Source organism: Pseudarthrobacter sp. KH_020_B (genome assembly GCF_057840185.1).
In genome coordinates this window covers 1,199,123-1,224,444 of record NZ_CM174506.1, presented here as the reverse complement: position 1 = coordinate 1,224,444, position 25,322 = coordinate 1,199,123, and the positions used below count along the sequence as shown (strand labels likewise).

The 25,322-nt window shown below is 64.0% G+C and carries 20 protein-coding genes and 1 pseudogene; 12 read left to right on the top strand and 9 right to left on the bottom strand.

Annotated features, from left to right (window positions below):
* Window position 1 precedes the first annotated feature (1 nt).
* Both AC3IT0_RS05840 and AC3IT0_RS05835 read right to left on the bottom strand, forming a co-directional pair.
* On the bottom strand, window positions 2–1,405 hold the full coding sequence (locus AC3IT0_RS05840; protein WP_489322822.1) for a GntP family permease: 1,404 nt from the start codon (window positions 1,403–1,405) through the stop codon (window positions 2–4).
* A 50-nt stretch (window positions 1,406–1,455) separates the two neighbouring features.
* Window positions 1,456–2,019, bottom strand: a complete 564-nt coding sequence (locus AC3IT0_RS05835) for a gluconokinase (RefSeq protein WP_489322821.1) — start codon at window positions 2,017–2,019, stop codon at window positions 1,456–1,458.
* Between the two features lie 189 nt (window positions 2,020–2,208).
* Here AC3IT0_RS05835 and AC3IT0_RS05830 point away from each other — a divergent pair, with 189 nt between their 5' ends.
* Window positions 2,209–2,943 (top strand): FadR/GntR family transcriptional regulator, encoded by a 735-nt coding sequence (locus AC3IT0_RS05830; RefSeq protein WP_489322820.1) that lies wholly within the window; start codon window positions 2,209–2,211, stop codon window positions 2,941–2,943.
* A 94-nt stretch (window positions 2,944–3,037) separates the two neighbouring features.
* On the top strand, window positions 3,038–4,789 hold the full coding sequence (gene ctaD / locus AC3IT0_RS05825; protein WP_489322819.1) for an aa3-type cytochrome oxidase subunit I: 1,752 nt from the start codon (window positions 3,038–3,040) through the stop codon (window positions 4,787–4,789).
* Here ctaD and AC3IT0_RS05820 read toward each other — a convergent pair.
* The 3 genes from AC3IT0_RS05820 to AC3IT0_RS05810 all read right to left on the bottom strand — a co-directional run bounded on the left by AC3IT0_RS05820 (window position 4,689) and on the right by AC3IT0_RS05810 (window position 7,175).
* Window positions 4,689–6,116: a plasmid pRiA4b ORF-3 family protein gene (locus tag AC3IT0_RS05820; protein ID WP_489322818.1), complete on the bottom strand. Its 1,428-nt coding sequence runs from the start codon at window positions 6,114–6,116 to the stop codon at window positions 4,689–4,691. The two genes, ctaD and AC3IT0_RS05820, sit on opposite strands and share 101 nt — an antisense overlap.
* Before the next feature lie 35 nt (window positions 6,117–6,151).
* Complete coding sequence (locus AC3IT0_RS05815) at window positions 6,152–6,844, bottom strand: hypothetical protein (RefSeq protein ID WP_489322816.1); 693 nt, start codon at window positions 6,842–6,844, stop codon at window positions 6,152–6,154.
* A gap of 127 nt (window positions 6,845–6,971) precedes the next feature.
* Window positions 6,972–7,175 (bottom strand): cold-shock protein, encoded by a 204-nt coding sequence (locus AC3IT0_RS05810; protein WP_024365339.1) that lies wholly within the window; start codon window positions 7,173–7,175, stop codon window positions 6,972–6,974.
* A 238-nt stretch (window positions 7,176–7,413) separates the two neighbouring features.
* Here AC3IT0_RS05810 and AC3IT0_RS05805 point away from each other — a divergent pair, with 238 nt between their 5' ends.
* From AC3IT0_RS05805 to AC3IT0_RS05790, 4 genes are all read left to right on the top strand, one after another.
* Entirely contained in the window at window positions 7,414–8,196 is a 783-nt protein-coding gene (locus AC3IT0_RS05805) for an alpha/beta fold hydrolase (protein WP_489322815.1), read from the top strand.
* 47 nt (window positions 8,197–8,243) lie between these two features.
* Window positions 8,244–8,510 (top strand): type II toxin-antitoxin system Phd/YefM family antitoxin, encoded by a 267-nt coding sequence (locus AC3IT0_RS05800; RefSeq protein ID WP_489322814.1) that lies wholly within the window; start codon window positions 8,244–8,246, stop codon window positions 8,508–8,510.
* Entirely contained in the window at window positions 8,507–8,899 is a 393-nt protein-coding gene (locus AC3IT0_RS05795) for a type II toxin-antitoxin system VapC family toxin (RefSeq protein WP_489322813.1), read from the top strand. Before AC3IT0_RS05800 ends, AC3IT0_RS05795 begins: the two co-directional genes overlap by 4 nt.
* A gap of 88 nt (window positions 8,900–8,987) precedes the next feature.
* The gene (locus tag AC3IT0_RS05790) at window positions 8,988–9,707 is read left to right on the top strand and encodes an IS110 family transposase (RefSeq protein WP_489322812.1); all 720 of its coding nucleotides are present in this window, start codon (window positions 8,988–8,990) and stop codon (window positions 9,705–9,707) included.
* A gap of 396 nt (window positions 9,708–10,103) precedes the next feature.
* Here AC3IT0_RS05790 and AC3IT0_RS05785 read toward each other — a convergent pair whose 3' ends face one another.
* On the bottom strand, window positions 10,104–10,988 hold the full coding sequence (locus AC3IT0_RS05785; RefSeq protein WP_489322811.1) for a leucine-rich repeat domain-containing protein: 885 nt from the start codon (window positions 10,986–10,988) through the stop codon (window positions 10,104–10,106).
* Window positions 10,978–11,685: an RHS repeat-associated core domain-containing protein gene (locus tag AC3IT0_RS05780; protein WP_489322810.1), complete on the bottom strand. Its 708-nt coding sequence runs from the start codon at window positions 11,683–11,685 to the stop codon at window positions 10,978–10,980. Before AC3IT0_RS05780 ends, AC3IT0_RS05785 begins: the two co-directional genes overlap by 11 nt.
* Window positions 11,686–11,736: 51 nt before the next feature.
* Here AC3IT0_RS05780 and AC3IT0_RS05775 point away from each other — a divergent pair, with 51 nt between their 5' ends.
* Complete coding sequence (locus tag AC3IT0_RS05775; protein ID WP_489322809.1) at window positions 11,737–12,948, top strand: IS4 family transposase; 1,212 nt, start codon at window positions 11,737–11,739, stop codon at window positions 12,946–12,948.
* Between the two features lie 184 nt (window positions 12,949–13,132).
* Window positions 13,133–14,347, top strand: a pseudogene (locus AC3IT0_RS05770) (ISAzo13 family transposase); the annotation flags it as partial.
* Here the strand turns inward: AC3IT0_RS05770 and AC3IT0_RS05765 are convergent.
* Both AC3IT0_RS05765 and AC3IT0_RS05760 read right to left on the bottom strand, forming a co-directional pair.
* Window positions 14,332–15,822: a hypothetical protein gene (locus AC3IT0_RS05765; RefSeq protein WP_489322808.1), complete on the bottom strand. Its 1,491-nt coding sequence runs from the start codon at window positions 15,820–15,822 to the stop codon at window positions 14,332–14,334. The pseudogene AC3IT0_RS05770 and the gene AC3IT0_RS05765 sit on opposite strands and share 16 nt — an antisense overlap.
* 412 nt (window positions 15,823–16,234) lie before the next feature.
* Window positions 16,235–17,668, bottom strand: a complete 1,434-nt coding sequence (locus tag AC3IT0_RS05760) for a DUF6531 domain-containing protein (RefSeq protein WP_489322807.1) — start codon at window positions 17,666–17,668, stop codon at window positions 16,235–16,237.
* A gap of 871 nt (window positions 17,669–18,539) precedes the next feature.
* On the opposite strand from AC3IT0_RS05760, the gene AC3IT0_RS05755 reads away from it, so the two are divergent.
* From AC3IT0_RS05755 to AC3IT0_RS05740, 4 genes are read left to right on the top strand one after another with little or no spacing between them, the layout of a single operon-like run.
* Window positions 18,540–19,982, top strand: a complete 1,443-nt coding sequence (locus tag AC3IT0_RS05755; RefSeq protein ID WP_489322806.1) for a DUF3375 domain-containing protein — start codon at window positions 18,540–18,542, stop codon at window positions 19,980–19,982.
* The gene (locus tag AC3IT0_RS05750) at window positions 19,979–20,602 is read left to right on the top strand and encodes a DUF4194 domain-containing protein (RefSeq protein WP_489322805.1); all 624 of its coding nucleotides are present in this window, start codon (window positions 19,979–19,981) and stop codon (window positions 20,600–20,602) included. Before AC3IT0_RS05755 ends, AC3IT0_RS05750 begins: the two co-directional genes overlap by 4 nt.
* Entirely contained in the window at window positions 20,599–24,024 is a 3,426-nt protein-coding gene (locus tag AC3IT0_RS05745; protein ID WP_489322804.1) for an ATP-binding protein, read from the top strand. The genes AC3IT0_RS05750 and AC3IT0_RS05745 overlap by 4 nt, the downstream gene beginning before the upstream one ends.
* Window positions 24,005–25,291: a Wadjet anti-phage system protein JetD domain-containing protein gene (locus AC3IT0_RS05740; protein WP_489322803.1), complete on the top strand. Its 1,287-nt coding sequence runs from the start codon at window positions 24,005–24,007 to the stop codon at window positions 25,289–25,291. Before AC3IT0_RS05745 ends, AC3IT0_RS05740 begins: the two co-directional genes overlap by 20 nt.
* The last annotated feature ends 31 nt before the right edge of the window (window positions 25,292–25,322 follow it).

Genomic DNA, 25,322 nt, shown 5'->3' with positions numbered 1-25,322 from the left:
GCTAACCCGCCACGCCGGCGAGCAGGAAGATGGCCGCAGCGATGGCGAAGCCCATCACGCCAATGAGGGTTTCCATGACGGTCCAGGTCCGCAGGGTGGTCTTGACGTCCATGCCGAAGAAGCGGCCCACCAGCCAGAAGCCGGAGTCGTTGACGTGGGAGACCACCACGGAGCCGGCCGCCACAGCGATAACCAGCGCGGCGATCTGCATGCCGGTCAGTCCGGCGGTGGCCACGGCCGGGGCGATCAGGCCGGCGGTGGTGGTCAGGGCCACGGTGGCCGAACCCTGGGCGATGCGCAGGATGGCGGAGATCAGGAAGCCGGCCAGGATCAGCGGGATGCCCAGGTTGCCCAGGACGTCGGCCAGTGCGGCACCGATGCCGGAAGCACGGAGCACGCCGCCGAACATGCCGCCGGCGCCGGTGATCAGGATGACCGAACAGACCGGGCCCAGCGAGGATTCGAGCAGCTTCTCTATGGCGCCAGCGTCCTTGCCGCGGCGGGCGCCCAGGACAAACACGGCCACCAGGACGGCAATCAGCAGGGCCACCGGGGTTTCACCGATGGTGCGCAGGACCTGGAACCACTGCTCGTTCCGGACTGCCTCGGAGAGCGCTCCGGACGAGGCAAGGGTGTTCAGGCCGGTGTTGATGAAGATCAGGACCAACGGCAGGAGCAGCAGGCCGATGATGGTGCGGAAGCGCGGCGGGTGGGATTCGGCTTCGGCGCTGGCGTGGCCCAGGATTTCCGGCACCGGGAGGACCAGCTTCTTGCCGGTCCACAGGCCGAACAGGTAGGCAGTGACATACCACGTGGGGATGGCGGTGAGGAGGCCGGCGATCAGGACCAGCCCGATGTTGGCATCAAAGAAGGCGGCGGCGGAGACCGGGCCCGGGTGCGGCGGCAGGAAGATGTGCATCACGGAGAACGCACCGGCGGCGGGGAGGCCGTAACGCAGCACTCCCCCGCCCAGGCGGTGGGCCACGGCGAAGACGACGGGCAGCATGACCACCAGGCCGGCGTCGAAGAAGATGGGGAAGCCGAAGATCAGGGAGGCCAGGCCCAGGGCGAAAGGGGCACGCTTTTCGCCGAAGACGCCGATCAGGTAGTCGGCCAGCACCTTGGCGCCGCCGCTGGTCTCAACGATGCGGCCCAGCATGGCGCCCAGGCCCACGAGGAGCGCCACGGTGCCCAGGGTGGTCCCGAAGCCGTCGATCAGCACCGGCACCACCTTATTGGCGGGGATCCCGGTGGCGAATGCGGTCGCGAGGCTGATCACGATCAGGGCCACGAGGGCGTGCATCCGCAGCTTGATGATCAGGAACAGCAGTACGGCGATCGATGCCGCGGCGATGAGCAGCAGGGGGCCTGCGCCCAGCGTTTGGGTCCATCCTTCGATGACCATGGTTCTCCTTTGAAACAGAACTAATGAGGTGTTGGGGAAAGCGGGCCAGCTCAGCTGGCGCTGGGCTCCAGGCGGGCGGTCGGCGCCAGAGCCGCGGGAAGCGTGAGGCCAGCCAGCACGGCGGCGACGATCTCCGCCGGGGAGTTGGAGATGTCCAGGCGGAGGCTGCCGGCGGCAAGTTCGTTGCCGGTCAGCGGTTCCAGGGTGGCCAGCTGGCTGGGCAGGAGCGTGGGCGGCATGAAGTGGCCTTCGCGGCCCTGCATGCGCCGGCCGATCAGGTCGGCGCCGCCGTCGAGGTGGATGAACAGGACCCGGCCCTGCGCTTCGGAGAGCAGCTGGCGGTAGCCCTGCTTCAACGCGGAACAGGTGAGCACGGTGCTCTTGCCCGCTGCGGCATGGGCGGTCATCCAGTCCTGGATTTCCTGCAGCCAGGGCCAGCGGTCCTCGTCCTGGAGGGGAATGCCCTGGGTCATTTTGTCGATGTTGGACTGGGGGTGGAACTCGTCCGCTTCGGCACAGGCCCAGCCAAGCTGCTGGGAAAGCGCTGCCGCAATGGTGGACTTGCCGGACCCGGCAACGCCCATCACCACCAGGTGTGTGGCTGGATTCTGCATGTTGGTACCTCCGGTGAAGACGTCTTTGGCTAAAGGAAGAATCTCGCCGCGCACAGCTGTGAAGTGCGCCCGAGATAAGGTATCACCATTTGGCACCATAAATACTATCTTTGAGTGTCACAAGTCATACCTTTGCCTTAATCTTCGGTATCCTGTGAGTGCGCTGCGGCGCAGAGAGAGGCAGGGAACATGTCGACGGCGACAACGGACCACGCGTATGACGCGCACGACGGCGGGGCCTCCCCCGCGATGCATGAACGCGTTCTGGAGGCGGTTGGCATCGCCATCGCATCCGGGAGCCTCCCACCGGGCAGCCGGCTCACGCTGGAGGGCCTCCAGCAGGAGTACGGGATTTCCCGCACCGTGGCCCGGGACACCATGAAAGTGCTCGAATCCATGAACGTCGTGTACTCTCGGCGCCGCGTGGGCATCGTTGTGCAGGAGCGCGGGCTCTGGAACTTTTACGATCCCAAGCTGGTGAGGTGGCGGCTCGCATCAGGCAACCGCGCCGAGCAGTACAGCAGCCTCACGGAGCTGCGCATCGCCGTCGAGCCCATTGCAGCTGCCGGTGCCGCCCGCAGGGCAAGTGCTGCCGAACGCGCCAAGCTGGTGTCATTGGCGGCAGAACTGCGGCGCCTGGGCGAGGCCGGGGAACTTCAGGCGTTCCTGGCCGTGGACATCGAGTTCCATCGCCTGCTGCTCCACAGCTGCGGCAACGAGATGTTCTCTGCACTGGAGGGCATGGTGGCCGAGGTCCTCACCAGCCGGACCCAGCAGGGGCTGATGCCCTTCAAACCGCGGAACGAAGCGTTGCAGGCCCATGAGGATGTTGCGGCGGCAGTGGCCCGCGGCGACGCGGTGGGGGCGGAGACCGCCGTCCACCACATCCTGAACGAGGTCCGGAACGCGATGGGCCTGCACTGACTCTTCCGGGACGCCGCGTTAGTGAGTAGCCTGCAATTAGGGGCTCATGCAAAGGGCCCATACATGCCGTACAGAAGTATCTGTGAGGTGAAAGATGGCCATCACCGGACATTCACGAATAGGGACTGCCTCAACCGCTGCTCCTGCGGTAGTACCGCGGCGCAAAGGCGCCATGGTGGTCAGCTGGATGACCTCCACCGACCACAAGGTCATCGGGTACATGTACCTGATCGCCTCGTTTGTGTTCTTCCTGCTGGCAGGCGTTATGGCCCTGCTGATCCGGGCCGAGCTCTTCGAACCCGGCATGCAGGTCCTGCAGACCAAGGAGCAGTACAACCAGCTGTTCACGATGCACGGCACCATGATGCTGCTGATGTTCGCCACGCCGCTGTTCGCCGGCTTCACGAACGTCATCATGCCCCTGCAGATCGGCGCCCCCGACGTCGCCTTCCCACGGCTGAACGCGCTGGCTTTCTGGTTCTTCCTCTTCGGCTCCACCATCGCCGTCTCGGGCTTCATCAGCCCGCAGGGCGCGGCATCGTTCGGCTGGTTCGCCTACGCCCCGTTGAACAACACAACGTTCAGCCCGGGCATCGGCGGTGATTTGTGGGTCTTCGGCCTGGCGCTGTCCGGCTTCGGCACCATCCTGGGCGCGGTCAACTTCATCACCACCATCATCTGCATGCGCGCCCCGGGCCTGACCATGTGGCGGATGCCGATCTTCACCTGGAACGCCCTGGTGACGTCCATCCTGGTGATCATGGCATTCCCGCCGCTGGCTGCCGCACTGTTTGCCCTGGGGATCGACCGCAAGTTCGGTGCCCACATCTATGATCCGGAGAACGGCGGCGCCGTTCTGTGGCAGCACCTGTTCTGGTTCTTTGGCCACCCCGAGGTCTACATCATCGCGCTGCCGTTCTTCGGCATCGTGTCCGAGATCTTCCCGGTCTTCAGCCGCAAACCGATCTTCGGCTACAAGGGCCTTGTCTACGCCACCATCGCCATCGCCGCCCTGTCCATGACCGTGTGGGCGCACCACATGTACGTGACCGGTTCGGTGCTGCTGCCGTTCTTCGCGTTCATGACCATGCTGATCGCAGTACCTACCGGCGTGAAGTTCTTCAACTGGATCGGCACCATGTGGCGGGGGTCCCTGACGTTCGAGACTCCGATGCTGTGGAGCCTCGGCTTCCTGATCACGTTCCTCTTCGGCGGCCTGACCGGGATCATCCTGGCTTCGCCGCCGCTGGACTTCCACGTGTCTGATTCTTACTTTGTGGTGGCGCACTTCCACTACGTGGTGTTCGGCACCGTGGTGTTCGCGATGTTCGCAGGCTTCTATTTCTGGTGGCCAAAATTCACCGGCAGGATGCTCAACGAGCGCCTCGGAAAGATCCACTTCTGGATGCTGTTCCTGGGCTTCCATGGGACCTTCCTGATCCAGCACTGGCTGGGGGTCAAGGGCATGCCCCGCCGCTACGCGGACTACCTGGTGGAGGACAACTTCGCCTGGATGAACCAGTTCTCCACCATCTCGTCGTACCTTCTCGGCGCGTCGACGATTCCGTTCTTCTGGAACGTCTACATCACGTGGCGCAGCAGGGAGCGCGTTGAGGTGGATGACCCGTGGGGCTTTGGCGCATCGCTCGAATGGGCCACGTCCTGCCCGCCGCCGCGGCACAACTTCATGTCCTTGCCCCGGATCCGTTCGGAACGTCCTGCCCTGGACCTCCACCACCCGGAGCTCAGCACCCATCACGAAACCACGCACAGCCATGCCGCGGCCGCTCTGGGTGCTGCGGATATCGGCGAAAAGGACGTACGCAATCCGAACCCTGACGAGTGACCCGAGTTAAGCCTGGGCCCACGCCCGCCGGGTTCCCTAGCCGAGCTTGCGAGGCCAGGGAGCGGGTGGGGACTAACCCGACCGCCCAACAGCCCGGACTGCCAGCAGGAACTTCACGCCGCCGTCGGTCAGCAGTGCCCGGCCGCGATGCTCCACTTTGGGCGCCGTCAGGTGCAGGCATTTGAGGTTCCGCCGCACCACCTGGTTGATGTCGCTGACCCAGTCGTCCGGGATGGGATGGCCGGACCGGGTGACAAACCCGGCGGCCAGCATGGCGCCGCGGATCGCCTCCATCTCGCGGTTTCCACGTGGGCGCGGTGCCACTGAGGTGCCAGTCCGTGTGGACGCGGGTGACCAGCCGGACGGCGTCGTGCTCCTGACGGCCGACGGCGTCCACGAGGTAGTCCCACAGCTCCGCGGGCCGTTCCAGGCAGCGTTTTCCGCGCGGCGTGAGCACCAGCCTGCCTTTGAACCTCCGCAGGAGCTTCCAGTCGATGAGGTGCAGCCGGAGCTCGAGGACCGGCCGTGCATGCGTCTCGCGGTTGCCCTTGCCCATGATGGGATCGCTCCAGCCGAGCTCGTCCATGGCGCGCTTGACCATGGCGGGCTTCAGGTAGCCGTCCTTGGTGAGTTCCAGGCCGTCCGGTGCGCCGTTTTCCATCAGCCAGCGGACCGGCAGCAGCACGGCGTCGCGCTCCTCGTCGGTGAGGGGCTGCGGCCACCACTGGAGGCTGAGCAGCCGGAGTTTGCGGTTGGCGGCCGGTCGGTCGAACTTGGCGGGTTCGAAGTGGCTGCCGTACTCGCCCGTCACACCGAAGATCCAGTACCTCGCCTCCGAGTGTTCCGGATGCTCCGGGTCCGCGACGATTTGCAGCAGTCGCTGGTAGCCGTGCGGCCCGCCGGAGTCCTCCACGGGTCCGCGGTTGGCGCCATCAACGCACAGCAGCTCCCCGGCCGGAAGGTCCGCTGAACCAAGCACCTCCACGTGATGCGTCCAGCTATCGCCAAAGTCGTACTCGTATTCCAGTGCGGTTCCCGGCTTTTGGGCATCCAGCAGTTCGGAAAGTACGACGCCGGAGGCCGGCTCTGCGTCGAGGTCTTCCGTGAGGTCGTGGGGACCCACAATCTCCCGCGGCTTTCCGGCGCGGTCCACGCAGCGGATGGCGTAGAGGTGGCTGTTTTCCCAGCCGAAGGCGGCCTGGACAGCGAGGTGGAACTCGGGAACCGTCAGCGTCACGGGGACCTGCAGCCTTCGCCAGATCAACGGTTCGGTGTCCGTGATGCTGATCCGCAGATCGATGGCGGGGACGGTTCCGGAAAGTTGCATGCGTGCCATCCTGCCAGAGTGCGGCCGGGGATCCGTCATAGTGCAGGCTCAACGGACTCAACACACTCAACCGCGTAGGGTTTGGTGGCCGCCCGCCGCAGCGGATGACGCAGGCGCACCTGGTACGGACCATTCCGGAACGTAGCGCGGGGGTCCATCTGGACCACCACGAGTGGTTCGTCGTGGGAGAAGTCCAGCCGGACAACCATGCCGTCACGCCGCCCGTCCACCCACAGCGGGGTTGCCCGCTCCACGGCTGTTTCCTGAAGGCGTTCCCGATACTCGTGCTCCGCCGCCAGAAAGAGGACTCCATGGGCCAGCCCCATAACTTTCAGCGGGATCACGGCGTCATGCGGTGCGGGTTCCGGGGTGGGTGGCTGAGTATGGACGTGCTGTGCCTGCGCAGCCGACGCCCTGGCTGCCTTCGCGTGCCGGTCGCATTCCGTGCACCGCGTCCGCTCCCCGACGGCGGCCAATAGGGTCACGAGCAGTCTCCTGGGGGCTTGGCCCCAGAAGTCGGCCACCACCTGGCACCACGCCGTGTGGTAGTCCGTCCCGTATTTCATCACGTAGACCTGGTCATCGCCCAGCATGGGCGCCCCGTCCCGGCGGGCGGCGGGCTCCACCGGTTTAAGCTCGCCAAGGCCTCTGGCCTCTGCCTGGGCGGAGCGGCTGGCATTGAGGTACTTTCGGATCAGCGGACTGAGTGGGCGTTTTGATATTGGCACGTAAGCGCGCGGCCTCTCTGTGAGGGAACGATGCGATCAGCACACCTGGGTTAACAAAAACAGGGCCGGTCAAGTGACCGGCCCTGCTTTGAAAATGAAACCCTAAGGCCCCAGAATCTCTAAGGAATTAGAGTGCCTGGATGTTGACGGCCTGGGGACCCTTGGGGCCCTGCTCGGTTTCGAAGGAAACCTTCTGGTTCTCTTCGAGTGAGCGGAAGCCGGAAGAGGCGATCGCGGAGTAGTGAGCGAAAACGTCCTGTGAGGAGTCATCGGGGGAAATGAAGCCGAAGCCCTTTTCAGCGTTAAACCATTTGACGGTACCAGTAGCCATTATTTTTGTCCTTCGTGAAGGTGGAGGAAAAGTCCCGACTTTCGGGTCCTCCGGTGTGGGGTGTTCAAAACCGCTACTTCAGAAAGACGCGGACTTTCGACCGCGCGTACTGCCTGAATTACCAACTGCATAAACACAACAACAGGATCAACACTACAGGAGATTCGGAACACTCTTTACCACCGGCCACCAGGCCCCGGTGGTTGAGCCTGCCGAAACCCAGGCGTAGCGTTCTCCCATGGGACCAATTCGGGCGATTCTTCTACCGGGCGCCGTACTCCCCGCCCAGGCCGCCTTCGGCGAACTCATCGCAGCCCTCGGGCCGGATGTCCAGGCAATCACCAAGGATCTCGAGCTCTACGCGGACGATCAGCCGCCGCCGGACTGGAGCCTGGACACGGAGATCGACGGCGTGCTGCGCGAAGCCGCCGACCGGGGATGGGAGACCTTCCACTTGGCGGGCTACTCAGGTGGCGGCGCTGCGGCGCTGGCGTTCGCTGCCAAGCACGCTGACAGGCTGCTGAGCCTGGCGCTGCTGGAGCCAGCCTGGGCCGGGAACTGGGACTGGAGCCCTGCCCATGCGGAGCTCTGGAAGAAGTATGAGCAGCTGGAAACACTCCCGCCGGAGCAGTTCATGCCCGCCTTCATGAAGCTGGGAGTTAAGCCCGACGTCGTCCTTCCGCCGCCGCCGGATCCGCCGCCGCCCTGGATGGCCAAACGGCCCGCGGGTATCAGGGCGTTCCTGCGGACCTTCAAAAACTACGACCTGGAGCGGGCGCGTTTGGCCGCGTTCCGCCAGCCTGTCTTTTTTGCCCTCGGCGGCCTGAGCAACCCCGATGACTACGGCGAGATTGCCAGCCGGCTGTCACGGGTGTTCTTCCCGGACTTCCACCTGGAGATGTTCCCCAAACGCCACCATTTCGACCCGCCACACCGGATCGAGCCTGAGCGGCTGGCGGAGATGCTCCGGCGGCACTGGGCGCAGGCGGTGGTTGAGCCTGCCGAAACCCACGGTGGTTGAGCCTGCCGAAACCCCCCGCAGTTGCTACGATTGCTACGGAGGTAACCATGACAACCATTCCACACCGCGAACTGCGCAACCAGAGCAGCAAGATCCTGGAGCGCGTGAAGAACGGCGAAACCATCGACGTCACCAACAACGGCGAAGTAGCCGCGACGTTGATCCCGCCGTCGGCATCACCTTTTGAGCGCCTGCTTCTGGCGGGACAGGTCCACCCTGCCGCCAAGGGTCCTGTTGATTTCCTGGCAGTTCCGCGCGCCACGTCCGAAGCCGGCACGGCTGAGATCCTGGCCGACCTCCGCGGGGACCGTTGATCATCTATCTGGACACATCGGCTGTCCTCAAACTGGTGGTCGAAGAGACGGAATCATCCGCGGCCGCCCAATACCTCTCAGCAGCCGCCGCCGAAGGCCACAAGTTGGTGGCGTCGATGCTGCTCTATACGGAGCTTCATTGCGCGGCCCATCGCCGCGGGTTTCCCGGCGGGCCCGTCAATACGGTCCTGGGAGCCATCAACCTGGTCGATCTTGCCCGTTCGGACCTTATGTATGCGGCAGCCCTGCCCGGCAGGCTCAGCAGCGCCGCTGCCATCCATCTGGCTACAGCCATCCGGCTGCAGTCCGACGTTCTGGTGGTCTATGACAAGGAACTCCTATCGGCGGCGGTCGATGCAGGCCTCAACGTCCTGTCACCCGGTGGCTGAGAGCGCCCGGTGGTTGAGCCTGTCAGTAATGATTGATGTGGGGGTCGGGTTGGTCTGACTCAGAGCCTGTCTGACGCTTTGGCTGTCTTTGTCTCGATGCGTCGGCCAGCCCGGTCCCCGTCACTGGATTGCCGGCATCGAGGTCGTTGACGTCATTGCCCCGGATAAGCAGGAGCGGCGCTTGCGGGGCAAGACGGACAAGATTGATGCGTATTCCGCGGCCCGGGCCATGCTCGCCCAGCGCGCCACGACGGTCCCGAAGACCCGGGAGGGCCACGTCGAGGCGATCCGGGTCCTGCACACAACCAAGCGGTTAGTCATCAAGCAGAGCACGGAAACGATGAACCAACTCAAGGGGCTGCTGGTCTCCGCCCCGGAAACGTTGCGTGAGAAGCTCGACGGCCTGACGGGCAAGCCGCTTTCCCGGGCCTGCACGCGCCTGCGCGCGCTCAAGGCTGATGACCTGGTGACCCGACACATCAAGACGGCCCTGAAGGCACTCGGGACCAGGCATCTGACGTTGCAGGCCGAAGCCACCGCCCTGGTGAAGGACTACGACGCCCTGGTCAAGGACTACGCCCCGGAGCTTTTGGCCGTCCACGGGGTCGGCCCCGACGTTGCCGCGGCACTGCTGACCGTGACTGGGGAGAACGTCGACCGGATCACCAGCGAATCAGCCCTCGCCCACCTTTGCGGCGCGGCTCCGATCCCCCGCTTCCTCCGGGAAAACGAACAGGCACCGGCTGAACAGGGGAGGAAACCGGCAAGGCAACGCCGCCCCTCCACCGCATCATTGTCAGCCGTCTGAAGGGCCATCAAGCCACCAAGGACTACATGGCCAAATCCCTGGCACGAGGGAAAAGCAAACGCGAGGCCATGCGGCTACTCAAACGCTACGTCTGCCGCGAAATTCATCCCATCCTCATCAAAATCCAGCAAAGCCACGAAATGTCGCTTGCCAGCGGGATGGGACCACCGCGTTGCCACGAGTATGGGACCACGTGTAAGTGCTATTTAGCATTGTGGGTCTCCTTGTTTCCCCGGGGGTGGCGCGCCGGTTTTCGGGCGCGTTGGCGCCAGGAGGGGCCCTCGATGACGAGGGTGTGGGCGCCTTGGGTGAGCCGGTCGATGGCTGATTGGGCCAGCAGGGATCCGGGCTACGGTGAGCATAACCGGGTACGGCCATTTACAATCCCCATATGGTTTAGGACTGACCCAACGAGGCGATGACTTCAGCCAAAGCTGGCCTATACGTGCGTCGCGATTGCATCCGCACTTCACGAAGATGCGGGAGTTGCAGTAAGGGGTCTAGGTTGTTGTCCAAGATTTTCGTCGTCCCGTAGAGGTATAACTCCTCGAGTCGCTTGAGGGCTGCGATCGGCCTAATGGATGCCAGGTCTCCGCAGTCGCTGACGTTGAGGAATTTCAATCCTGTCAGATGCGATATTGGTTCGAGGTTTGTTATACCGCGGCAGCCTTCGAGCTGCAGTGTGTGCAACCTATCGTTGCCGGACTTCAGATCATCCAGGTCTTTCAGTTTTGGAGCGAGGAAGATGCCGAGGTCTACCAGCATCTGAAGCTCACTGAATCCCTTCAAGGATTCAATTTTTGGGCGGTCTTTCATCTGGATGTTCTTGAGAGCCCTGTTCGATCGGAAAACCGTCAGGTCCGCAGAATCAAAGTTGAGCAGAAACAGATGACTGAGATTCGCCAGGGTGCGGATGGTATCCCGGATTTGGCTCCAATTGGCACCGACTCTCGTCAGATCGGGCAAGTGCTCTAGATCCAAGATTGCAGCAGGCGACGTTTGAATGCTCAGTTCTCGTAGAGTTGCCGAGAGGCGGTAGATCGGCGAAAGGTCGCGGATCGATCTGTCGAGAATGATCAGCCTTTTGATCGGCCATGACTCAAGGAATCGCAGGTCCGGTTCATTAAATCCTTTAGCGTAATTGAGCACCAAGCCATCGGCATGGCCGTCCTGAAGAATCGTGGCCGCCGACTCACTCCAGCGTCCTTTGACGACTAGATCCGTCCCCGCTTCAACGTCATGAAGCTCGTAGTCTCTCTCGTGCACGAAATCACCGTCCATAGGGTTGGTTTGGCATCAGTCCAAAACGTTTCGGCCCGACTGGGTTGTTTAGGTTTAGCAGGTTGCCCACTCCGCCTCGGGCGTCAATTTCTTGTTGCTCCATAATCTCACGCTGCGTTTTGCCTCCGGAGACAGGGATTCTTTGGGCAGTTGCGGCCTCTTGCGGGGTAAACTTGCCACTCCTGACGTGTTGCTGCAGTCGCGCCGTGATATTTCCCGACTGCCCGACGTAACGACCTTTACTTGCGTTTACTACGTAAACGCCTTTGCCAATCTTTCCGATCCCTCCCAAAGGGAGCAGCGCCGCTCCGAGGACGGCGGCGGCGCAGGAGCCTTTACCCGAAAAACAACCGACAGTCGTGTCGTCGGTTGCCAGGCTGACGGCGCCGGCCACTAGAGAAATACCGCCCGCAATCGGCACGGCGGGAAGACAGATGACCGCCACAGTGCAGCCGAGGGCTATGGCACCTGCCGCGATGGCGATGCCGGTGGAAATGCCGTTGGTAACGGAGCGCCAATCTTCTCCGTCCAGCCCCAGAGGATCGACGTAGCCCATGGGGTTGGCATTTCCATACCCATATCCGGTGCCAGGTGCAGCTGCTGGATCGGGAGAGAGAAAGCGTCCCACCGCAGGGTCATATTGGCGGTTACTCAACAGGTACTGGTTACCTGCGTTGTACGCGCCCAGAAATTGCATCGGGTTAGCCGCAATGCCGTTTACTTAGCACAGGTGTGTTAATCTTTCGGCATGGCGCGTAGTGGATGGGTGACCCCGGAGGGTCCGGAGCGGTTGAGTGACCACGTTTCTCTTGGGGTGTTGACTCGGGCTTTCCCTGCAGAGGTGGTCGACGCGGTGATCGGGCGTTCGGGGGCGTTGGAGCAGCGGAATCGGTTGTTGCCGTCGCGGTTGATGGTCTATTACGTGATGGCGTTGGCGTTGTTTTCGTCCGGTTCGTATGAGGAGGTCATGCGGTCGTTGCTGGCCGGGATGGAGTGGCTGACGGGCCGGTTCCGTGAGTGGACGATGCCGACGAAAGCGGCGATTTACAAGGCGAGGACCCGGTTGGGGTCATCGGTGATGGTGGCGTTGTTCGCCGAGGTCGCGAAGCCGATCGCGGCCCCGGGCGGTTCCGGGTTCTACAGGGAATGGCGGCTGGTGTCCGTGGATGGGACCACCCTGGATCTGGCCGATACTCCCGCGAACGAGAAAGCCTACGGGCGGCCGGGGACGAAGACGGACTTCAAGAGCGCGTTCCCGCAGGCACGTGTGCTGGGCCTGGTGGAGTGCGGCACGCATGCTGTTTTCTCCGCGGTGGTCTCCGGCTACAACACGTCCGAGCACGACATGTATCCGGCCTTGCTCGCGGACGTGGCCAAGGACATGTTGTTGATGTCCGACCGCGGGTTCTTCTCCTACCCGGCGTGGAAGGACGGTGCCGCCACGGGGGCGGCGCTGTTGTGGCGGATGAAAGCCAACAGCGTCCTGCCCGTTGTTGAGGAGTTCGAGGACGGGTCCTACCGCTCGGCCGTTTATCCGAGCAGCAAGGACCGGGCCAAGGACACCAACGGGATCCCGGTCCGGGTGATCGAATACGAGGTCACCACCGGGGAGGAGGTCAGCAAATTCCTGCTGATCACCACCATCCTGGACCCGGCCGCCGCCCCCGCGGAGGACCTGGCCGGGCTCTATGCCCGCCGCTGGGAAATCGAGTCCAGTTTCGGCGAACTGAAAACCCACCAGCGCGGCCCCGACGTCGTCCTGCGCTCGAAAACACCCGACGGGGTGCTGCAGGAAATCTACGGCTACCTCTGCACGCATTACGCGATCCGGTCCCTGATCGGCACCGTCGCCGCGGAATTCGACGAAGACCCCCTGCACTTTTCCTTCACACGCACCCTCCGGGCCGCGCGGCGATCCCTCGCCGGGCGCCCGGCTTTTTCCCCCTCACAAACTGGCTGAAGCCTTCACCATCTTCTGCCGGGAAATCCTTCACGAACTCCTGCCACCACGCCGGCAACGAACCGTCCCCCGCGCCGTCAAACGAAAAATGTCCACCTGGCCGCTCAAACGAATACCAAAAATACCTAAGGACACGCTGATAAATAAGTGCGTCTACTAGCGGTTTTTGGTGGGATGATGGTGTATGCCTATTTCCACTGAAGCCGTCGAGGCCTTGCGCGCAAAGTTCGATGCGATCCTGCCGCACCTCGACGAACGCTCAACTCGTCTTTTGTTGGCAGCGGAGGCGCGTTCCCTGGGCCACGGCGGGATTGCCGCGGTCGCCCGGGCGTCCGGGGCTGCGCGTTCCCGGGTCCAGCAGGGCGTCGCCGAGCTGGAGGCCGGCGAGGCGCCGCTGGGCCGTGTCCGCAAGCCCGGTGCGGGGCGAAAGACCCTGGTGGAGAAGGACCCGGGCCTGGTCCCGGCCCTGCTGGAATTGGTGGAGCCCACCCGCCGCGGGGACCCCGAATCGGCACTGTCCTGGACCACGCTCTCCACCGCGAAGCTTGCCGCCGAACTGACCGGCAGGGGGCACCCGGCGGGCGCGGAAACCGTGGCGAAACTGCTCAAGGACAACGGCTTCAGCCTGCAGGCAAACGCCAAGACTCTCGAAGGCGGCCAACACCCGGACCGCGACGGCCAATTCGGCTACCTCAACGACCAGGCCGCCGGGCACCTGGACGCGGGCCAGCCGGTCATCAGCGTCGACACCAAAAAGAAGGAACTCGTCGGCCAGTACAAGAACAACGGCGCCGAATGGCGTCCGGCCGGAGAGCCGGAACAGGTCAAGGTCCACGACTTCATCGACAAGGAACTCGGCAAGGCCAACCCCTACGGCGTCTACGACGTGGGAACGAACACCGGATGGGTCTCGGTGGGCACCGACCACGACACCGCAGCCTTCGCCGTGAACACCATCCGCTCCTGGTGGAACACCGCCGGCCAACCCGCCCACCCGCAGGCGAACCGCCTGCTGATCACCGCCGACGGCGGCGGATCCAACGGCTACCGCACCCGGCTCTGGAAGACCGAACTCGCCGCCCTGGCCGCCGAGACCGGCCTGGAAATCACCGTCTGCCACCTGCCCCCGGGCACCAGCAAATGGAACAAAATAGAGCACAAGCTCTTCTCCCACATCTCGATGAACTGGCGCGGCCGGCCTCTGTCCAGCCACGAAGTCATCGTCAACTCCATCGCCGCGACCACCACCAAAACAGGCCTCACCGTCCGGGCCGAACTCGACACAGGACAGTACCCCACCGGCGTGAAAATACCAGACCACGAAATGACCTCACTAGAGACCAGCGGAACCCTGAACAGACACGAATGGCACCCCGAATGGAACTACACCCTCAAACCAGGCGACACACCAACTAAATAATCAGTGCGTCCTAAGTAAACGGCATTGGGGTTAGCCGGCGCCGACCTGCCGCTGGAAGTTGAGCTCTTGATCGCGCCATAGGGCTCATAGGCGTAGGTCAGCTGTTGAGCACCTGATGAATCAAGAACCGCGCGCACGGAGCCAAGAGCATCGGTGGCGTAGGAATACTTTGCCTGCCCGGCCACCATCCCGACCAACCCGGTGCCATAGGTGTATTGGCGCAGGGTCTTGCCGTTGCTGCGTTCGCTCACGAGAGAGCCGGTCGTGGGATCGGAAACGAACTCGGTCGCCGTCTTTCCTACTGCGCTGGTGGTTCGGCGGCCGTCCCCGTCATAGGTGAATGTTGTCGGCTTCGAGCCCCCGGCACTGGTGAGCTGACCGGCGGCACTCCATGCGTAGGAGTTGGTTCCATCTGTGAGCAGGTTACCGTCCGCATCGTAGCTGTACGTCGTTGCAGCTGCGCCGCTCTGGCGTGACGTCAGGTGCCCTGCCGCGTTGTAGGCATATGTCGTCGTACCGGCGGGCCGCTTCTCTTCCAGTTGGTTCCCATCACCGTCATAAGCCCACCTGATGTAGTCGGTGGCCCCCGCGCAGGTAGTGGTCCCATAACAAACCTCAGTGAGGCGGTTGCCGGGGTCGTAGGTATGAGTGGTGACGCTTCCGTCCTTGTTGGTAATCCGGAAAGGGTTACCGTTGGGATCAAGCTGGTAGGCGTCTTCGCTGATGACCGAAGCGCCCTTCGCTGTCCTTGTTCGTGAGGGTTGCCCTGCGTTGTCGACAAAGAGTGTGTTGTCGACCCCACCCGGTAGGTGTGTCGTTGTTGCTCCTGCTGCCATGTCGTAGGAGTATGAGGAGATCGTGCTGGTGCCGGCGCCGACCTTGGTCAGACGGTCATCTGCGTCGTAGGTCAGTTGTTGGGCAGGGGATCCAGGAAAGGTCCGCCCGACAAGTGCGCCGGCGTTGTCGTATCCGTAGCTCCATGTGTCAGTTCCTTTGGTGACGGTGCCAAGCAAGTTCAGAGCGTTGTAGGTGTAGTTGGTTGTGCCCGTCCCGTCGATCATCTTGGTCCGGTTGCCATTCGGATCGTAGGTGAAGGATATTTCGGGGGTGCCGTCGCTGTAAGTAATCCTGGCGATACCTCCGATGGAGCTATGCGTGAAGGTCGCGATCTTTCCTGAGGGGCTGGTTTGGCTTGAGAGCCTTCCGGCCGAGTCATAGGTGTAGCGGTAAACACCGGACCCGGTTGAGGTGACGGTTTGCGTCTGGTTAGCGGCGGTGTAGGTGTAGGTGGTGGTCTTGCCGCCAGGCGCCGTTTTCGTCGCTACATTGCCGTTCGCGTCGTACGTGAAACGAGTCGGCGGCACCGCGGGGTCAGGGCCTTGCACCGCTGCTGTTTTGTTGTCCTCCGTATAAGTGGACGTCGTCGTATGCCCCCTTGCGTCCGTCGTTGTCACAGGACGACCAGCGTCATCGAATGAGTTTGTCGTGGTGTTCCCTAGCGGATCCCGCACTGACAAGACCAGCCCCGTGGGAGACAGTGTGAAACTTGTGCGGTGCGATTCCGGGTTAGCCCCGGCGATATTTCCCCTGGGCCCTACCGTTGCAGTCAGGCGACCGGCCCCGTCGTAGAAGGACGTGGATACCTGGCCGCCCGGCGACGTGACGGCAGTCAGGTCACCCTCGGGGCTGTAGGAGTATCGCGTCGTTTTCCCGACCGCGTCGGTACTGCTGGCCAACGTACCGTTGGCGTTGTACGTATTGGAAAGACTGACTACGGTGCCGGCCCCTGCCGCTATCGCAGGCCTGGTCACGGTTGTCAGGTTGCCGTTGGTGTCGTAGGCATACGACGTGGCGTTGCCGTTGAAATCAGTGCTGGAAGTCAGGTCGTTGGACCCGTTGTACGTGTACCGTTCCGTGCGCGCGTTTCCGTTGGTCCCGGTTGATGTCCGGCGATATTCTTTGGAGAAGATTCCCAGCCTGGTCGTAACCGAATTGGGTGGTCTGACCAACCCCGTTCGTCACCCGGCGCACGGTGCCGTTCTCATTCCAGCTATACCTTGTGCTGCGCCCGGCTCCATCCACCTGTTCGACGAGGTAACCGTTGGCGTACTTGTCGACTGACTTGTTCCCCATCGGGTCCGTGACGGTGGAGGTCGTGGTAGCACCGTCCCACTCAAACACGGTGAGCCCACGGCGCGCGTCGTACTGTTTTTCAACCCGTCCCGACACTGCACCGTAAGAAAGGCGGACCGGATAGTTCCCGTTGGGATCCTGAATTGAGATCAGGCGCTGGGAGGCGTCATAGGAATAATTGGTCCTTTTCCCGGCGGCGTTGACGAACGAGCTCAGGTTACCGTCGCTGTCGTACGTGTACTCAACACGCCGCCCGTCGCTGCCGGCCACACCGACAATTCTGTTCCCCTCCCCGTTCCAGGAGATGGTCAGTGATCGTCCACTGCCGCTTACTGTGCTCAGCAGGCCGTTGACGTAGCCCAAATCAGTGCCCTGGCCATTGCGGTCGCGAATGGTGATCAGCATGCCCGCACTGTCAAAGCCAAGCTTTGCCAGCGTCGGTGTTGTAATTTCCCAGCCGGCAGCAGTCCGCGCGAGCTTTTCCCTGACGCCTGGCGGTGACTTATACCCCCCGCCTGATTCGGGAGTGAATACGCGGATCGAGCCGCTGGCATCGTGGTGAGTGACTGCCCCGCTGGCCGCATCTACGCTTAGCCCGGAATCGTACGCGTGTGACCATCCGCGGCCGTGAGCCCCGACCCTCTCGACGTCGCTTGAGTAGGACCTTGCCATCGACAGAGGAGCGCCCAGAGCGGACAACGACACGTCTGCTGGCAGGTGATCGTAAAAAGCGCCTGTGAACGAATTAACTGGGTCAGCCTGGGGAGCATGCATCGGTGCTGTTCCGCCGTATGTTTGGCCGACGGGCCATTCATAACCAGGAGCATCCGGAAGGACGGTCACATTCTGCCGGATACTCGCAGTCAGCTGCTGCCCGTCAGGAAAGCTCTGAATCACAGTGAAGTCCGCGGTCCAGGTACCCAGACAGTGATTGGGGGTGTCACCACGCAACGTGCTGGCGGAGGACCACCGAAAATATCCCGGCCCGGAAAAATGAATCCCGCCCCAAAACCACATCGGAGCGCCGTCCACAACCACGTTGCCACAAGCGTCAGTCAAGCCCAGGCCGACCGCGCCCGATAGGTACAGGGGGTTCCCCTCGGCATCATAGAATCCCGGACTGATATAAAACGTGCCGCACACGTAGACCCGGGCGCCGCTGTTCACCGGTGCACTACTGCAACTTGAGGGCCCTGCTACCACGCTGACTGCCTCAAGGACATCCGGTCCGGACACCACCATCGGAGCCACCTCACCCGCAGGTGAGTCCGACTTCTTCCCCGGCGTGAGCGGACCTTTTGTCTTCTAGGCCGGTTTGCCCTTCTCCGGAGCAGGCTCAACAACACGCTCTTCCGCGGCGGGCGGTGTCGGCTCTGCCGGCGCGGTCTTCACAGGCACAGCATCCCGGCTGGCTACTACCGCCGCTGACGCCTCGGCCGATAACGGTCCAAGTGAGCCCCCGGCGATGAGAACCGCTGCGGCAATCACAGGGATAAGGACCCCGGAACAAGCCCGCCGAACAAGCCGAAAGAGTTTTCTGGATTTAAGCATTGGTTCTTCCCCCAAAGAAGCCGCTCGTCCCGGCGGATACGAAAATATCCCACCGCCAAGTGGGCCACCTCACAGCGGCCTGCGCTTGAGCCTGCCAATACTTCTCCCGCAATGGCCGGAACTTCGCAAAAACTTGGACAATCCTGCGCCAAACCTGCGCAAGTGCCACAAAGGCGCCCAGCTGCAGAAAGAATCCGCGCACCGCTCTAGTGCGCACATCTGAGAACCTCTCACGCGCACCTCTGGCAAGGGTCAAACGCAGAGGCCCATCGCGCTGTGACCGGCTTTCCAGGGGCTCCTCGGGCTTACCGATGACTTGTCAAAACCCGAGTTGCATACTTCATCCGGGTTGGCAAGGGATTCCACGTCACCGTCGTCGGTGCGTCGCCTTGTGGGCGCGCTTCAGGTAGTCCGGGAGGTTGGCCCCCACGGAAATTGTCGCTGCCCCGTGTAGCTTAGGAACAACAGCCCCCGCACCGAGGACACCATGGATTTCTACGCCATCAACGCACTGCGTGAGAACCACGCAGGGTGGTCGCTGCTCCGCGCCCAGAACGCCCCGCTGGCCGTCAGTTTCTTCATCAAGGCCTTCACCGGGCCCAACCAGCGGGACATCGGCCGGCAGGAGCTCATTGACCACCTCGATGACGTCCTGTTCAGCCTCCGGGAAGTCTACGGTGAGGACAAGTACCCCCGGCCGGCCGGGGAATACCTGGACGAGTGGGCCGCCCCGGAACGGGCCTGGCTGCGGAAATACTACGTCCCAGGCCAGGACGAGCCGCGCTACGATCTCACCGCAGCCGCCGAGGACGTGGTCCGCTGGGTGGAGACTCTGAGCGGGCGGGACTTTGTGGCCACCCAGTCCAGGCTGACCAGCATCTTCGCCGTGCTGAAGGCCTTGGTCCAGCAGTCCGAAACCGATCCGGAGGTCAGGCTGGCCGAGCTCCAGCGCCAGCGGGACGGGATCGACGCCGAGATGCAGCGGATCAAGGACGGCAACATCCGCGTGATGACTGCGCCGGAAGCCCTGGACCACTTCCAGCAGCTGACCACCCTGGCCAAGGACCTGCTCTCCGACTTCCGTGAGGTGGAACAGAATTTCCGGAAGCTGGACCGGCAGGTCCGCGAGCAGATCGCCACGTGGGACGGCACCCAGGGCGAACTGCTGGCCTCCATTTTCGCCAACCAGCAGGACATCAGCGGCTCCCTCCAGGGCCGCACGTTCCAGGGCTTCTGGGACTACCTGATGTCCCCGCAGTTGCGCACGGAGCTGCGGGACCTGCTGCAACGGGCCACGCAGATCGACGCCCTGGCCAAACTGGACAACCTGCACGCCGTGACCAACCTGCACCAGGACTGGCTGCCCGCCGTCGAGCAGACCCAGGCCACAGTCCGCCAGCTGTCGCAGCAGATGCGCCGGCTCCTGGACGACAAGGTGTTCCTGGAGAACAAGCGCATCATGCAGCTCGTCCGGAGCATCGAATCCGGTGCGCTGGGCACCCGGGAGGTGCCGCCGTCGGGCGTTTTTATGGAGATCGCGGCGCAGTCCGTGGACGTCGCCCTCCCCTTCGAACGGCCGCTGTATGAGCCCAGCCGGCGGATCATGGTGGACGACATCGTGGTGGCGGCAAACGACACAGAAGTGGACGCCGGCGCCCTCTTCAGCCAGTTCCATGTGGACACGGAACGGCTGAAGTCCAATATCGACGACGTCCTGGCCGGCGCCGAGCAGGCCACCCTCGGCGAAGTAGCGGCGGCGCATCCGCTGTCCCAGGGACTGGCCGAGATCGTTGCCTACTACCAGCTCGCCACCGAATCGGACTGGGCCTCCATCAACCCGGACGAGTCACAGCAATTGTCCTGGCAGCTCCCGGACGGCAGCATCCGGGAAGCCACCGTCGAACAGATCATCTTCGTGAGGCCAGCATGACCAGCACAGACGCACCGCAAACACACACGCCGGAGGAACTTCCCGGCGTCGTCACCAAGCTCTTCAAAGGCGTGGTCTACGCCGAGACGGACGAGAAGACCTGGCAGTCGCTGCTGGGCCTGTCCTCCCATGTCCGCGACTACGTGGCCGTCCTGGGCCTTGACCTGATCCTGGACGAGTCCGAGGGCTACGCGTTCCTGAAATCCCGCGAGGATCCGGACGGCACGCTGCCGCGCCTGATCCCCCGCCGCCCGCTCACCTTCAACGTCAGCCTCCTCCTGGCGCTCCTGCGCGGCCGGATGCTCGAATTCGACACCAACAGCAGCGAACTGCGCCTGATCATGACCGAGCAGGACATCGCGGACATGGTGGCCGTCTTCCTGCCCGAATCCAGCAACGAGGCGCGGATCCTGGACCAGCTCGGCACCAACATCAAGAAGGTGGTGGAGCTGGGCTTCCTGCGGAAACTGCGCGGCCAGACGGGCACGTACGAGGTCGCCCGGATCCTGAAGGCATACGTGGATGCCCAGTGGCTGGAGGAATTCGACGCGCGGCTGGCCGACTACCGCGCCTCGCTCAGCGGAACCGGCGCCGGCAGTAAGGGAGAGGACCGCACATGACCACCGAGACGGCCACTGCTGTTAAAGGCGGGGCTGACCAGCAGGAGATGCTGTTCAGCCTGGATGAAAAAGCGGACGACGCCGGTACTCCCCCGGGGTTCCGGCTGCACCGACTGGAGCTGCTCAACTGGGGCACCTTCCATCAGGAGGTACGGACCTTCCGGCTGGACGGTTCGAACAGCCTGCTGACCGGCGACATCGGCTCCGGGAAGTCGACCGTGGTGGATGCCATCACCACGCTGCTGCTGCCGGCCAACAGGATCGAGTACAACAAGGCAGCCGGCGCGCAGAAGAAGGAACGCACCCTGATGTCGTATGTGCGGGGCTTCCACAAGAGCACCCGGAGCGCCGGCGGCGAATACTCCAAACCGGTGGCCCTGCGCGGGACCGGCAAGCTCACCGTGGTCCTGGGCGTCTTCCATAATGCCGTCCTGGGTAAATCAATTACGCTGGGCATCACCCTCTGGGCCACCCAGGAGGCCGGCCAGCCCAACCGCTTCTACTCGCTGACGGAGGGCGAGCAGTCCATCGCCGGGGACTTCGCCAACTTCGGCCAGGACCCCGCAAAGCTGAAGAAGCAGCTCCGGGCTGCGGGGGCGTCCATCCATGAAACCTTCGACCCGTACGCGGCGGCCTTCAAGCGCCAGTTCGGCATCAGCGGCAACCAGGCCATGGAGCTCTTCCACCGCACGGTGTCCATGAAGCAGGTGGAGAACATCACCAACTTCGTGCGCACCAACATGCTCGAGGAAGACGACGTCGAGGCCCGGATCGGCAACCTCATCCACCATTTCGACGACCTGAAGAAGGCCCACGACGCCGTCCTGCGCGCCAAGGACCAGATCGCCCTCCTCACGCCCATCACCGAGGGCGCCGCCCAGCACACCGCCCTGAGCCGGGACGACGAATTCGCGCGGCAACAGCGGGACCAGCTGCACCCGTGGTTCACGGACCGGAAGCTGCAGCTGAGCATCGAGCACCAGGCGGAGCTGCAGAACACCGGACTCCGGCTGCAGGAGGACAGCGGCAAGCTGGCCACCGAAATCACCCAGCTCCGCCTGGACCTGGCCGCCGTCAAGGAGGACATCCGCAGCAACGGCGGCGGCAGGCTGGCCGCCATCGAGGCCGAGGCTGCGCGGCTGGGCGAGGAGTCCCGGTCGCAGCGGGTGCGCTTCGAAAAGTACGCCGAAGCCGCGGCGGACCTGGGTCTGCAGGCGCCGGCGGACCGCGTGCAGTTCGACGCCAACCGGGCCCGGCTGGCCGACGTCGAAAAGGAACTCGCCGCCACCGCCGACGAAGTGCAGGACAGCCGCACGGAACTGACCATGACGCGGACGGTGCTCACCGGCCGCGCCAGCGATATCGCCGCGGAGCTGACCAGCCTGCAGGCGCGCCCCAACCTGCTGCCGCGCCCCCAGGTGGAGCTCCGCCGTCGGCTGTGCGACGGGACCGGCATCCAGGAATCCGAGCTGCCCTACGCCGGCGAACTGCTGCGCGTCCGCGACGGCGAAGCGGCCTGGGAAGGTGCCGCCGAACGCACGCTGCGCGGCTTTGCGCTGTCGCTGCTGGTGCCGGCGGAGCACTACGCGGCGGTGAGCGGCTGGGTGGACGGCAACAACCTGCGCGGCCGGCTGGTGTACCTGAAGATCGGCGAATCGTACGCCCCGAAGCCGGCCGAGGCGGGCACGCTGGCCGCGAAGATCGCCATCAAGCAGGGGACGCCGTTCCGCAATTTCCTGCTGGACGAGCTCAGCAGCCGCTTCGACTATTTCTGCTGCGACACCCTGGAAGACTTCCGCCGCCGTTCCAAGGCGCTGACCGCCAACGGCCAGCTCAAGGGCGGCCGCGGCCGGCACGAGAAGGATGACCGGCAGGACCTCGCGGACCGGCGGAACTACGTCCTGGGCTGGGACAACCTGGACAAGATCAGCCGCTTCCGGGCCGAACAGGACGAGGTCAAGGGCCAGCTCGCTGTTGTGGCCGGCCAGCTGTCGCGGGTCAACGATTCCCTGGGCGCCATCGGCCGGCAGAACCAGCAGCTGGGCATCGTCGGTGCGGTGTCCGACTTCGCCGAGCTCAGCTGGCAGCTCACCGCACGCCGCATCGAGGAGCTCAAGGCGGAGAAGGCGCAGCTGGAGTCCACCAGCGATGTGCTGCGGCAGCTGACGGCGAAGGAGGCCGAGCTCGCCGGAAAGCTCGAACGCCTGCAGGTGCGCGCGGATGATGTCCAGCGCCGGATCGGCTCCAACGAGGGCGCCGCCAAGGACATCGTGGAGGCGATCGCGGACTGCCGCGACGTCCTGCGGGAGACACCGTTGACGGACGACGGCGGCGTGCTGGCCGCCGTCGCCCGGCTCGCCGCCGCGGACCTGGCTGGCAAACCGCTGACCTACAAGAACACCGGCACCGTGGAAAGTGCCGTCCGGTCCGGGCTGACCGACACGATCGACGCACTGTCCAAGCAGATTGCCCGGGCCGCCGAGAAGACCGTGCGGCTGATGGCTGAGTTCCGGAACAAGTACCCGAACGAGACCACGGAGATCGACGCTGCCCTGGAGTCCGCCGGCGAGTTCGGCAAACTGCTGGAGCAGCTGGTCAGCAACGATCTCCCCCGCTTCGAGGCCCACTTCAAGGAATCCCTGAACCAGAACACCATCCACGAGGTGGTGGCGTTCAACGCGTTCCTGGACAGCCGCCGGCAGGACATCGTGAACCGGATCGGCGAAATCAACCTCTCCTTGGCCGGGATTGAGTACAACGCCGGCCGGCACATCCAGCTGGAGCACCAGAACAGCACCGACCTGGATGTGCGGCAGTTCGGCCAGGACCTGCGGGCCTGTTCGGAGGGCACCATCGGCGACGATGACCAGTACTCCGAGCAGAAGTACCTGCAGGTGGCCCGCCTGATCGAGCGGTTCCGGGGCCGGGACGGTTACACCACCCTCGACGAGCGCTGGACCGCCAAGGTCACGGACGTCCGGAACTGGTTCACGTTTTCCGCCTCGGAAAAGTGGACCGAAACCGGCGAGGAGTTTGAACACTTCACGGACTCGGGCGGCAAGTCCGGCGGGCAGAAGGAGAAGCTCGCCTACACGATCCTCGCGGCCGCCCTGGCGTTCCAGTTCGGGCTGGCGTCCGGCAAGGGCGCCGGCAAGAACGCCGGCAGCGGGCGAAGCTTCCGGTTTGTGGTCATTGACGAGGCGTTCGGCCGCGGCTCCGACGAGTCGGCCCGGTACGGGCTGGAGCTGTTCCAGCGGATGAAGCTGCAGCTGCTGATCGTCACTCCCCTGCAGAAGATCCACGTCATCGAACCCTTTGTCTCCCATGTGGGGTTCGTGGCCAACACCAACGGCGACGATTCGCAGCTGCGGAACATGACCATCCAGGAGTACCGGGACGAGCGTGCCCGACGTGCCGGCTGACGGCACCACTGGCCGGGCGCAGGGTTGGACCACGCTGGCTGACCTGCGGGCGCAGTCACTGAAGGCCTGGGGCAGCGGTGCGTTGCTGCGCGAGGTGCTGGAACCCGGCGGACTGTACCCCCGCCGTCGTCCACTGAAACGTCCGACGGCGGCGACGCTCCGGAGTGACTACGCTGCGGCGAGTGCGTGGGCGACTGAGCTGTTCGCAGGCGTCGGGCCGTTCAGCCTGGAGACCGCCGAAGTGGGGCGCACCACGGTAGGGGCCAACCAGCTGCCGTCGGCGGCAGTCTTCGCCGCTGTGGAGGATGAGATCGCGTTTGCGGGCAAGGCCAAGGAGGCGGCCCGGTTCGTGGAGATCGCAGGGGGCCTGGCATCGCTGCACGCGTCTTTCCGCGGGTGGGCGCTGAAGCGGCCGCTCAAGCTGCTGGAACTCGGGGCCGACGCATTGACCGCAGCCCGGGTGGCCCTGTGGCTGCGGGACAATCCCGAGCCCGGGATCTACGTCCGGCAACTGAGCCTTCCCGGTGTGCACACCAAGTTCATCGAGAACCACAGGGCGGTGATCAGCGAGCTGGCAGCGGCGCTGCGGGCGGATGCCGTGAGCACCGCGGTTGAATCCGTGGAGCCCCTTCCAGACGTGCCCGCGGAGCCTGGATCGCTGCTGGGGCAGATGCCGGCCCGGACGCCCGCGGCACGCTTCGCCGCGGGACACGGTTTCCTGCATCCGCCGGAGCTGGTCAGGTTCCGCCTGCTGGATCCTGCCGTGCCGTTGCTGGGCCACGCGCGGGACCTGACCGTGACCGCTGAAGCGTTCAGTACTTTGAGCCTGCCCGTCACCAAGGTGCTGATCACGGAGAACCTGGTCAACTTCCTGGCCCTCCCCGACCGCCCGGACACGCTGGCGATTTATGGCGGCGGTTATGGGTTCTCATCGCTGCGGGACGCCGGGTGGCTGCGTGACTGTGAGGTCCTGTACTGGGGCGATCTGGACACGCACGGGTTCCGGATTCTGGACCAGCTCCGCGCGGTCCACCCGCATGTGGCGAGCGTGCTGATGGACGAGGCCACGCTGTTGGCCCACCGCGATGCATGGGTCAACGAGCCGTCGCCGTCGAAGGCTTCGCTTAGCCGGCTGACGTCTGATGAGTCCGCGCTCTATGACAGACTCCGCAATGACGCCTTCGGCACAGCGGTCAGGCTGGAGCAGGAGCTGATCCGTTGGGACTGGGTAACTCGGTGGTTGGGCCTGCCGAAACCCGGTGGCTGAGCCGGTCAAACCGTCGACGCCCCGCCCACCG

What these genes read in the sequence shown, in the direction of transcription:
- AC3IT0_RS05840 (WP_489322822.1), bottom strand. Translation starts at nt 1,405, where the DNA reads ATGGTCATCGAAGGATGGACCCAAACGCTGGGCGCAGGCCCCCTGCTG.
- AC3IT0_RS05835 (WP_489322821.1), bottom strand. Translation starts at nt 2,019, where the DNA reads ATGCAGAATCCAGCCACACACCTGGTGGTGATGGGCGTTGCCGGGTCC.
- AC3IT0_RS05830 (WP_489322820.1), top strand. Translation starts at nt 2,209, where the DNA reads ATGTCGACGGCGACAACGGACCACGCGTATGACGCGCACGACGGCGGG.
- ctaD (WP_489322819.1), top strand. Translation starts at nt 3,038, where the DNA reads ATGGCCATCACCGGACATTCACGAATAGGGACTGCCTCAACCGCTGCT.
- AC3IT0_RS05820 (WP_489322818.1), bottom strand. Translation starts at nt 6,116, where the DNA reads ATGCAACTTTCCGGAACCGTCCCCGCCATCGATCTGCGGATCAGCATC.
- AC3IT0_RS05810 (WP_024365339.1), bottom strand. Translation starts at nt 7,175, where the DNA reads ATGGCTACTGGTACCGTCAAATGGTTTAACGCTGAAAAGGGCTTCGGC.
- AC3IT0_RS05805 (WP_489322815.1), top strand. Translation starts at nt 7,414, where the DNA reads ATGGGACCAATTCGGGCGATTCTTCTACCGGGCGCCGTACTCCCCGCC.
- AC3IT0_RS05800 (WP_489322814.1), top strand. Translation starts at nt 8,244, where the DNA reads ATGACAACCATTCCACACCGCGAACTGCGCAACCAGAGCAGCAAGATC.
- AC3IT0_RS05785 (WP_489322811.1), bottom strand. Translation starts at nt 10,988, where the DNA reads ATGGACGGTGATTTCGTGCACGAGAGAGACTACGAGCTTCATGACGTT.
- AC3IT0_RS05780 (WP_489322810.1), bottom strand. Translation starts at nt 11,685, where the DNA reads ATGCAATTTCTGGGCGCGTACAACGCAGGTAACCAGTACCTGTTGAGT.
- AC3IT0_RS05775 (WP_489322809.1), top strand. Translation starts at nt 11,737, where the DNA reads ATGGCGCGTAGTGGATGGGTGACCCCGGAGGGTCCGGAGCGGTTGAGT.
- AC3IT0_RS05755 (WP_489322806.1), top strand. Translation starts at nt 18,540, where the DNA reads ATGGATTTCTACGCCATCAACGCACTGCGTGAGAACCACGCAGGGTGG.
- AC3IT0_RS05750 (WP_489322805.1), top strand. Translation starts at nt 19,979, where the DNA reads ATGACCAGCACAGACGCACCGCAAACACACACGCCGGAGGAACTTCCC.
- AC3IT0_RS05745 (WP_489322804.1), top strand. Translation starts at nt 20,599, where the DNA reads ATGACCACCGAGACGGCCACTGCTGTTAAAGGCGGGGCTGACCAGCAG.